The organism is Aeromonas sp. SER, assembly GCF_038739615.1.
Classification (GTDB): Bacteria; Pseudomonadota; Gammaproteobacteria; order Enterobacterales; family Aeromonadaceae; genus Aeromonas; species Aeromonas jandaei.
The window spans coordinates 25,880-35,722 of sequence record NZ_JBCGFC010000025.1 but is presented as its reverse complement, the minus strand read 5'-3'; the positions used below and the strand labels follow the sequence as shown (position 1 = coordinate 35,722).

The following is a 9,843-nucleotide window of genomic DNA, read 5'->3' as shown; positions in this document are numbered from 1 at the left end:
CTCTGCCTCTGCCTCTGCCTCTGCCTCTGCCTCTGCCTCTGCCTCTGCCTCTGCCTCTGCCTCTGCCTCTGCCTCTGCCTCTGCCTCTGCCTCTGCCTCTGCCTCTGCCTCTGCCTCTGCCTCTGCCCTGCTTGGCATGCCTCTTCTGGTTGTGAGGGGCGGGCATGTCTGTCATGCCAGTCAAATCAACGTGAATACTCTACCCGGATGGGCAAGCATGTCTTGCAGAAACAACAAGGGCCGCACCATGTGCAGCCCTTGTCTCTAGAAAATAGCGGGTTAGCGTGTCAGCTGGCCCAGGTGATGATGTGATCAATCCACTCACCCGCCTCATCTTCGTGGATCACCTTGCCACGGACGGATTGTCCCGCTTGATGCATGGCTGAGCGGCTACCAGTCAGCAGGGGGTGCCACTCTGGCAAGGGTTGCCCTTCGGCAAGCAGGCGGTAAGCGCAAGTGGAAGGGAGCCAGTCATACTCGGCAATCTTGTCGTTAGTGATCTGCAGGCAATCCGGTTCCTTCTTGAAGCGGTTCATATAGTCGGAGCACTGGCAGGTTTTGGTGTTGAGCAGGTTGCAGGCTACGTTGGTGAACACCAGCTCTTCGGTATCTTCATCGATCAGCTTGTTGAGGCAGCATTTGCCGCAACCATCGCAGAGGGATTCCCATTCGGACTCAGTCATCTGCTGCAGACTCTTGGCCTGCCAAAAGGGGGCTTGCATCATACCGCTCACTTAATACACCTGATAAAACGCGTGGTTATACCCCTTGTCCCCCGGCATTTCAAGATGAGCGTGCCAATGGCGAGAAAATATGAGTGAACTCGATATATTGCCTGGAGCCATAAGGTACCTGCGTTGGCGTCATGTTCATTGTACCGTCTGTTTAACCATCTCTTTCCAGACTCTTTGAGTGCCCATCATCTTCACTCAAGCGGGGGGAAGAAGGTGCTATCAAGAGGAGCTCGACCCTGGCTCAGTGATTGAGATAGATATCCTGTTCGCCATAACTCAATCGTTTACCGTTCACAGCAATACGTTTGGTGCCAAAGAAGCAGGCCAATATGCCTGACTGCTGGCCAAGACGCTGCAATTTTGCGTGATCCAGCTCGATCTGTTCGGGCAGCCAGGTAAAGACCGCTGCACAATGCCCCTGACAAAGGCTGCGCTCCAGTGTCTGTTGCCAGTTCTTGATCTTCGGGCTGTGTACGATCAGCACCCGTTTCGGGTCTATGCCACGCTCTTGCAAGCGGCTGGCAGCAGGGCGGCCTGGTGGGGCGATCAACAGGATCCATCCGGTATGGTTGTTACCAATGCGGGTCAATTCATCCAGAAACTGTTCATCGGAGTGAATACGTACACTGGCTGTGGCCGATCCCGCTTTGCAGAGGATCCTTGTTGGCCATGGACGGCTGATGGTGCTGCTCATTGCGACAGAGGGAGAGTGCAGAGTCTGGTTCATATCCTTTATCCTGTATGAAAATACAAGCTGTATGTGCATACAGTAGTTCTGTTCTGGGTACCTGACAAGCTGTTTTTAAAGAAATATGTGATCTCTACGATGTAAAGCTTCTGTAACTGATTGATTTTAAATGGATGAATAATCTATCGAAGGGTGGTGTTTTTTTGTTCTATGGACAAACGCTGGTGTACCACCCATGGTTATACAGGTCGTCAAGAGGAGGATCCGAGATGGATATCAGCACGTTGCAGCGTCTGGATGCCAACATTTTGCTGGGCATCATCAATGAGAAATTGCGGCTTGAATGTGATGGGCTGGAGGAGTTGCTGGCTTATTACGACATGAGTGAGGAGCAGCTGGCGGTGCGGTTGGGCCAGATTGGATATCACTATGATCCTTTAAGCAATCAGTTCAAGGCACACACCTGATGGTGCAATGCAGGTTTCATATTTGCCTTGTAGCATATATCGGCGCACTGAAATCGCTTTCAATGCGCCGTTTCAGTGCCTATTTTCAAGGATTTTCAAAGCCTGGCAATCGTTGAAAACCTATTCACGTTATTTTATTTCAACTTTAAGCATAACCTATTGATAAAGGTGGTTATTTTTTATGAATGGCAACGAGTCAAAGGAAAGGGTTTTCACGCTTTTGGGGCGGTTTTCATCGATTAAAGTGTGACTTGCGTTAACTTTTAATTGCGCGGCTTTCGTTAGTATTCTCACGCCGGTACATATTTTGAGATAACAACAGCGCCGGTCCCGATCCTCGGGATAACAATTTTATTTGTAACGAAGGAATATGGTTTATGGCTACCAAGAAGAAGACAGACCAGGATCTCCAACTGGATAAAGATCAGCTCAAGGCGAGTATCGTGCGTCACCTGCGTTCTACCTTGGGAACAAGCGAACAGAAAGCCTCTCACGATGCATGGTGGAAAGCCACCGCAGCGGCGGTCAACGAACAGGTTTACGAGCGCCTGACCCGCACTCAGCAGACTCATTTCAAGAAAGATACTCGTGCTATTCACTATCTCTCTGCTGAATTCCTGATGGGGCGTCTGACCTCCAACAACCTGCACAACCTCTCTCTTTACAAGATTTGTGAAGAGGCGCTGAGCGAACTCGGTCTGGATCTGACCGACCTGTGTGAACAAGAGCCTGATATGGCTCTCGGCAATGGTGGCCTGGGTCGTTTGGCTGCCTGCTTCATCGACTCGCTGGCAACCCTGAACTACCCGGCAGTGGGCTACGGTATCCACTACGAACACGGTCTGTTCCGTCAGGAGATCCAGGATGGCCGCCAGATTGAGCGTCCGGACTCCTGGCGTGAATATGGCAACCCTTGGGAGATCTGCCGTCCGGAGTCGGTACAGGAAGTCCCGCTCTATGGCTATGTCGAGACCGTGTTTGGTGACAATGGCGGCCTGAAGAAGGTTTGGCACGCGGGTCGCAAGATTAAAGGGGTGCCTTGGGATATCCCGGTAGTCGGTTTTGGCGGCAGTACCGTCAACATCCTGCGTCTGTGGGAATCCCGAGCCTCCGAGTTCTTTGACTGGGACGTGTTCAACGCCGGTGGTTACATCGACTCCCAGGCAGAGAAAGCACAGGCTGAAACCATCTCCAAGGTGCTCTATCCGAACGATGAGACCGATGCCGGTAAAGAGCTGCGCCTGATCCAGCAGTACTTTTTCTGCGCCTGCTCCATCAAGGACATCATGCGCCGCTACAAGCGGGTGCATGAGAGCGACTTCAGCAATTTCGCGGCCCAGATCGCTATCCAGCTCAACGATACTCATCCCACTATCGCCATTCCCGAACTGATGCGAGTGCTGGTGGATGAAGAGGGGCTGGACTGGGCGGCCGCCTGGGAGATCAGCTATCAGGTCTTCTCCTACACCAACCACACCCTGCTGCCGGAAGCGCTGGAGAAGTGGTCTGTCAGCCTGTTCGAGAAGGTGTTGCCACGCCATCTCGAGATCATTTATGAGATCAACGCCCGTTTCCTGAACGAGCTTGTAGAGCCCAAGTGGTCCGGTAACGATGCAATTAAAGCCAAACTCTCCATCATCGAAGAGGGGAGTGTACGCAAGGTGCGCATGGGCAACCTCTGCGTCATCGGTTCTTCCAAAGTGAACGGCGTTGCGGAGATCCACTCCAAGCTGGTCAAGGAAGATCTTTTCCCCGAGTATGCCGAGCTGTGGCCAGAAAAAATGTGCAACGTGACCAACGGCGTGACGCCGCGTCGCTGGCTGCTGGCGTGCAACCCGGAACTGGCTGCACTCTATAACGAGGTGGTGGGCAAGGAGTGGCCGCTGCAGCTGGATAAGCTGCGTGGTGTCGTGAAGTTTGCCGACGACAAAGCGTTCCAGAAGCAGTTTATGACCATCAAGCGTCACAACAAAGAGAAGCTGGTCAAGGTCATCAAGGCGGAAACCGGCATTGATGTGAGCGCCGAGGCGATTTTCGATGTCCAGATCAAGCGTCTGCACGAGTACAAGCGTCAGCAGCTGAACCTTATCCACATCATGGCGCTCTACCGTCGTTTGCTGGCCAACCCGGACTATGACATGCATCCGCGCGTGTTCATCTTTGGCTCCAAAGCGGCGCCCGGTTACAAGCTGGCCAAAGACATCATCTATGCCATCAACAAGTTGGCGGATCGGGTCAACAATGACGCCCGTATTCAGGGCAAGTTGAAAGTGGTGTTCATGCCGAACTACCGCGTGAGCCTGGCCGAGAAGCTGATCCCGGCGGCTGATGTCTCCGAGCAGATCTCTACTGCTGGCTATGAAGCGTCCGGTACCGGCAACATGAAGATGGCCCTCAACGGTGCCATCACCATCGGTACGCTGGACGGCGCCAACATCGAGATCGCGGAAGAGGCGGGTGCTGAAAACTGCGCCATCTTCGGTCTGAACGTGGATGAGGTGAAGGCCCTGAAAGGCCGAGGTTACAACCCGTATGACTTCTACTATGCGAACTCAGAGCTGAAAGCTGTGCTGGACTGGTTTGACACCGACTACTTCACTCCGGGTCGTCCGGGTGAGCTGGCTTCCATCAAGCGCTCCTTGCTGGAAGGGGGTGACCCTTACCTGACACTGGCGGACTTCCAGTCCTACTCCGATGCGCACAAGCTGATCGACACCTGGTATCGCGATCCGGCGTTGTGGGCGAAGAAGGCCATCATCAACTCGGCTACCATGGGCAAGTTCAACTCCGACCGCTCCATTCAGGACTATGTAGAGCGGATCTGGAACCTGAAACGCTGCTCCGTCAACTAATGGTTCACGGCAATAAAAAACCCCCGCAATGCGGGGGTTTTGTTTATCCGGGGGTTAGTGGATATCAGAGGATATCGCCGACAAAGAAAGCCAGCATAGCCAGCAGCACAGTGAAGACCAGATTCAATGACATACCGGCTTTCATCATCTCTTGCTGGCGGATATGGCCGCTGGCAAAGACGATGGCATTGGGCGGCGTTGCGACTGGCAGCATAAAGGCGCAAGAGGCCCCGATAGCGATGAGAACCGCCATGACGACGGGAGAGACACCCAGCGCTTCAGCGACACCGGCAAAGAGCGGGATCAGCAGCGCCGCGGTCGCGGTATTGGAGACCAGCTCGGTCAGGAAGACCACGAAAGCGGCAAGCAGCAGCAGGATCACGAAAATGTTGGCATGAGAGAGGACGGCCGACAAATGTTCCGCCAGAAAGGCGCTGGTGCCGGTGGCCTTGAGGATGGCGCTCAGGGTCAGGCCGCCGCCAAACAGCATCAATACGCCCCAGTCGGTATTCTGGTTGACGTCATCCCAGCTGGCGACGCGGCTGACTACGATGGCAACGATGGCCCCCATGGCGATCAGGGTATCGAGTTGAGGTATCCCGCCAAAGGCGTTGGAGATAGGTTGCGAACCGATCCACAGCACCACAGTGGTCAGGAAGATAGCCAGGGTAACTTTGCGTTCGCGGGTCCAGTTGATGGTGACATCCTGCAGTTCAACCTTGTGGTTGAGCTGCGGGCGAGTGACCAGATAGAGCAGGGCAATGCCGCAAGGCATCAGGATCAGGACGACCGGAATGCCGAACTTCATCCAGTCGGTGAAGCCGATCCCCATCTGGGCTGCTGCAATCGCGTTGGGCGGGCTACCCACCAGGGTGCCGATACCACCGATGCTGGCGCTGTAGGCGATACCAAGCAGGACGAACACGAAGGTGGCACGATTTTTCTTGCTATCAAGGCGGGTCAGCATGCCGATCGCCAGTGGCAGCATCATGGCGGTGGTGGCGGTGTTGCTGATCCACATGGACATGGCGGCGGTAATGGTGAAGAGCAAAATAACGCCCCAGCCAAGGTGCCCGTTGGCCAGATGCATCACCTTGCCAGCCATCAGGGTGTCCAGTCCCTGTTTGGAGAGGGCGGCAGCCAGTGCGAAGCCACCGAAAAAGAGGAAGAGGATCGGGTTGGCGAAGTCGGTGAGTGACTTGCTCATGTCAAAGACCCCGAGCACGGTCGCGAGCAAGGGCACCAGCAGTGCGGTGATGGTGACATGGAGAGCTTCAGTCAGCCAGAGGATGGCGATGAAGACCAGAATGCCCAGCCCCTTGTTGACCATGGGGTCAAACGGTAGCCAGGCGAGCATGGCGCAGAGCAGCAGGACATCCAGGATAACTATCCCTGATTTGACATCCAGCCAGCGAGATGAGGCTGAGGGTACAGCAGATGTGTGCATAATGTTCTCTCGGTTAATTTATGGTTGTTTTTGTGTTGCCAAGACTACATCTCTTCACCTGGATGAAACAGACCTGTGTGCCGAAAATCAGTCACTACTCACAGAGTGATTGATTAATCGGCGCGAAATTAAACATGTGCGCAACATCCATCAAACGTTGACGAATTGCTCCAGCCACTGTTTGAACATGCTCTTGGGCAGTGAACCGTTGACTTGAGCCATCATCTTGCCCTGTTTGAAAACCATCAGCGTGGGGATACTGCGAATGGCGTAGCGTGCAGCGATGCTGGCTTGCTGCTCGGTATCTACTTTGACAAAGCGCATTTGTGGTTCCATTTCGTGAGCCACTTCGTGAAACACGGGGGCAAATTGTTGGCAGGGGCCGCACCAGCTGGCCCAGAAATCGACGACAACCGGAATGTCGGAGCTGATGAGAGTATCGAACTGGTTGTCACGACCGAGTGTTGGGGTCTGGCCAAAAAGCGCGGCTTTGCAGTGGCCACACTTGGCTGAATGGTCGATATGGTCCTCAGGCAGGCGGTTTCTGGTAAAGCAGTGGCTACAATAAGTAGTGACAAATGACATAATTGGCTCCTGTAGATGTATTCTGATGGGGAGATTTACTGCCCAATCAGCGCCGCGTCACGGTAACACAATGACCGGCAGGAGTGGATCATGCTCCCGGGGGTCATTACCCTGCAGGATAATTCAGCGACCATAGTTGAGAGTCGAGACGGGATGAACAAAGGATCACGGAAAAACCGTGTGCTGCTTGGGCTGGTTGTGGCCTTGCTGCTCGCGTTTTCGGGATACTGCTGGCAGTTGCTCAGTCAGCAGCAGCAAGCTGAGGATATGAGTACCGCGGCAGAGGTTGTGCTGAACCGGATTAATTCGGACACCGTCTATTTGCTTGGACGGGAGCAGGCCAATGACACCAACGTCCAGCAGCGCCTCAGCCAGTTATCTGCAAATCTGGATAGCTTTGTGCGTATGGTTCGCAGTGATCCACTGCTCATCTCTTTTCCCCTTTCCCAGACTCTGTTGCAGGATATGGACTCCTATCTGATGGAGCTGGCCCAGCTCCATGCCATGGAGATGGCGATAGAGTACATTCAGCAGCCATTCCAGCTGCAACTGCACAAGGTACTGGCACTGCCACAGGCAGACGACACCTTGCAGAGCAATCTCAAGGAGCTGGCACAGTTGGGGTCATTCCTGCAAAAAAGCTGGAGTAAAGAGGAGCAGGAGCAGCTGACCCTGCTGCAGCAACAATTGACAACCCGCTATCGCGATCAGCCAGATGTTATTGCTCTGGTTCAGTTGAGTGCGGATCTGAGCCGCCAGGTGGTTGCTTATCACACATTGCGTAACAGGCTGATCGACATGCATGTGGTTGATACGCTGGTGCGCTGGAAGCTCGATCGGCTTGAGTGTGCCGCCAAACTGATGAACCGCTTCTATCTGATGGTGCTCGGGGGGGCTTTGATTTGCTTTGGTCTGGTGGCCTATACCTTGTGGCGGCGAAATCAGAAGCTGAGTGAGCTCTCTCACCAGACCGGTCTTCTGGCGCAGGCCAAAAGCGATTTTCTGGCCAACATGAGCCACGAGATCCGCACGCCCATGAATGCCATCATCGGTTTCAGTTCGCTGGCGCTGCAAACCGAGCTGGATCAACAACAGCGTGATTATCTTGGCAAGATAAAATCCTCTTCAGATACCTTGCTGCTGCTGATCAACGACATCCTCGATCTGACCAAGGTGGAATCAGGCAAGCTGACGCTGGAAGAGATCGATTTCGATCTCAGCGAGCAGCTGGATTCGCTGGCGGGCATGTTTGCCGATCTGGCTGAACGCAAACATGTCGAGGTGATCATCTGCAAATCTTCCGATGTGCCGGTTTTCCTGCGTGGTGATCCCCTGCGTCTGGGGCAGGTGTTGGTCAATCTGGTCAATAACGCCATCAAGTTTACCGAACGTGGTGAGGTGGAAGTGTCGATTAGTTTGGCCAGCGCGCATCCCATGCGGATCCGCTTCAGTATTCGTGATACCGGTATCGGGATTGCGGAGGATAAGCAGGCTCATCTGTTTCAGGCGTTTACCCAGATTGATGCCAGCAATACCAGAAAATATGGCGGTTCCGGCCTTGGCCTAAATATCTCCCAGCGCCTGGTGGAACTGATGGGCGGGCGGATCTCGGTGCAGAGTAAACCCGGGGTTGGTTCGCTGTTCCAGTTTGATATTCCCATGACTCAGGCTGTTTATGGCGTGGCCGGCCGTAAAGTGTTCTTCGAACATCAACCGCTGGTGCTGGTGATGGATGACAACGAGCTGGTGCTGGATCTGGCCAAAGATATCCTTACCCGCGCCGGCGTCAGAGTGCTTGCAGTCAATTCACTTTCCCGTGCTCGTCAGGTGTTGCGGGAGGAGGGGCAGAGCCTGAAGCTGGCTATTCTCGACTGGCGGATGGGGCAGGAGGATGGGCTGGATCTGGCCCTCGAGATGTATCAGCACAGCCAATGGCGCCGTATTCCCATTCTGATGATCAGTGCCTGGTCCAGAGATGGTCTTCACGGCAAGATGGAAAGCATCGGTCTGACCCATTTCCTGCCCAAGCCGATGACCGAAAACTCCCTGCTGGCCAAGGTGGATGAGCTGCTCAACGGCAGCTCTTATGAACACCACTTGCGACAAGCGGAAGCGCAAGGCGATCAGCAGCATTTCAAATCTCTGCTGCAGGGAACCCGGGTGTTGCTTGCCGAAGACAACCGGGTCAATCAGCAGCTCATTATCGAATATCTGCGCCGGGTGGATGCAGTCGTGACCGTGGTCAACAATGGCCGCGAGGCGGTGGAACGCGTTGCTGAGCAGCCGTTTGATGTCATCCTGATGGATCTGCAGATGCCGGTGCTCGATGGCCTCGATGCTACCCGCCAGATCCGCAAGATGGTCGACAAGCACGATGTGCCCATCATAGCGCTGACCGCCAGTGCCATGCCGGGCGACAAGGAGCGTTGTCTGGGGGTCGGGATGAATGGCTATGTCACCAAACCGGTCAGCAAGCTCGATCTTTACAACAACCTGCTGCAGTGGGTAAAACCACAAGAGCTGGAGCAGAGCGGTATGCTGGAGGTGAAACCGCCCGACATGATGGGGGTGCTCGACCTGCAGGATGCGCTCAAGCGGCTGGAGCAGGACAAGGAGGCGCTGCAGATCCTCTTCAAGCTCTTCATGTCGGAGCACAAGGATGATCTATGGGAGATCCGCTCGGCCTTGCGCCGTCAGCAGCCGGATGTTGCCTGTAAATTGCTGCACACCCTCAAGGGGGTGTCGGCCAATATCTCCGCAGCCCGTTTGCAGGTGGTCGCCGGGGAGCTGGAGTGGCGGCTGCGGCAAAACGAGGTGCTGAGCGAAGCAGATCTTGAGCAACTGCAACAGGTATTCAGCCAGACCAGAGAGGAGGTATCCCACTTTCTTCTGACTGGTGAGCAGCATGAAAATACGTATAACCCCTATGCAACAGGTGATGATCGCCCCTCTCAGTGAATTAAATAGTAATTATTCTCATACCCCCTGGTTCGGGATATGATGACCCTTTGAATCAAATCGCCTCCAGCCGGAGGCGATTGTTTTCTTTTCTGATGTCGACCCGTGAGAA

7 protein-coding genes are annotated in these 9,843 nt (G+C 54.3%); 3 read left to right on the top strand and 4 right to left on the bottom strand.

Translation table 11 applies throughout. The features are described from left to right. Window positions 1-287 precede the first annotated feature (287 nt). Complete coding sequence (locus AAHA41_RS21950) at window positions 288-722, bottom strand: YcgN family cysteine cluster protein (protein WP_323070968.1); 435 nt, start codon at window positions 720-722, stop codon at window positions 288-290. A 253-nt stretch (window positions 723-975) separates the two neighbouring features. Further along, complete coding sequence (locus AAHA41_RS21945; protein WP_323070967.1) at window positions 976-1,461, bottom strand: cell division inhibitor; 486 nt, start codon at window positions 1,459-1,461, stop codon at window positions 976-978. Between the two features lie 230 nt (window positions 1,462-1,691). Here AAHA41_RS21945 and AAHA41_RS21940 point away from each other — a divergent pair, with 230 nt between their 5' ends. Both AAHA41_RS21940 and AAHA41_RS21935 read left to right on the top strand, forming a co-directional pair. After that, entirely contained in the window at window positions 1,692-1,889 is a 198-nt protein-coding gene (locus AAHA41_RS21940) for a DUF4250 domain-containing protein (RefSeq protein WP_043852128.1), read from the top strand. A 377-nt stretch (window positions 1,890-2,266) separates the two neighbouring features. Then, window positions 2,267-4,741, top strand: coding sequence for a glycogen/starch/alpha-glucan phosphorylase (locus AAHA41_RS21935; protein WP_323070965.1), 2,475 nt, complete (start codon window positions 2,267-2,269; stop codon window positions 4,739-4,741). 64 nt (window positions 4,742-4,805) lie between these two features. Here AAHA41_RS21935 and AAHA41_RS21930 read toward each other — a convergent pair whose 3' ends face one another. Continuing rightward, window positions 4,806-6,188 (bottom strand): DASS family sodium-coupled anion symporter, encoded by a 1,383-nt coding sequence (locus AAHA41_RS21930; protein ID WP_323070963.1) that lies wholly within the window; start codon window positions 6,186-6,188, stop codon window positions 4,806-4,808. Between the two features lie 150 nt (window positions 6,189-6,338). Further along, complete coding sequence (gene trxC, locus AAHA41_RS21925) at window positions 6,339-6,773, bottom strand: thioredoxin TrxC (protein ID WP_323070962.1); 435 nt, start codon at window positions 6,771-6,773, stop codon at window positions 6,339-6,341. A gap of 153 nt (window positions 6,774-6,926) precedes the next feature. Between trxC and AAHA41_RS21920 the strand changes: the two genes are divergently transcribed. Then, window positions 6,927-9,731, top strand: coding sequence for a response regulator (locus tag AAHA41_RS21920; protein ID WP_215801143.1), 2,805 nt, complete (start codon window positions 6,927-6,929; stop codon window positions 9,729-9,731). The last annotated feature ends 112 nt before the right edge of the window (window positions 9,732-9,843 follow it).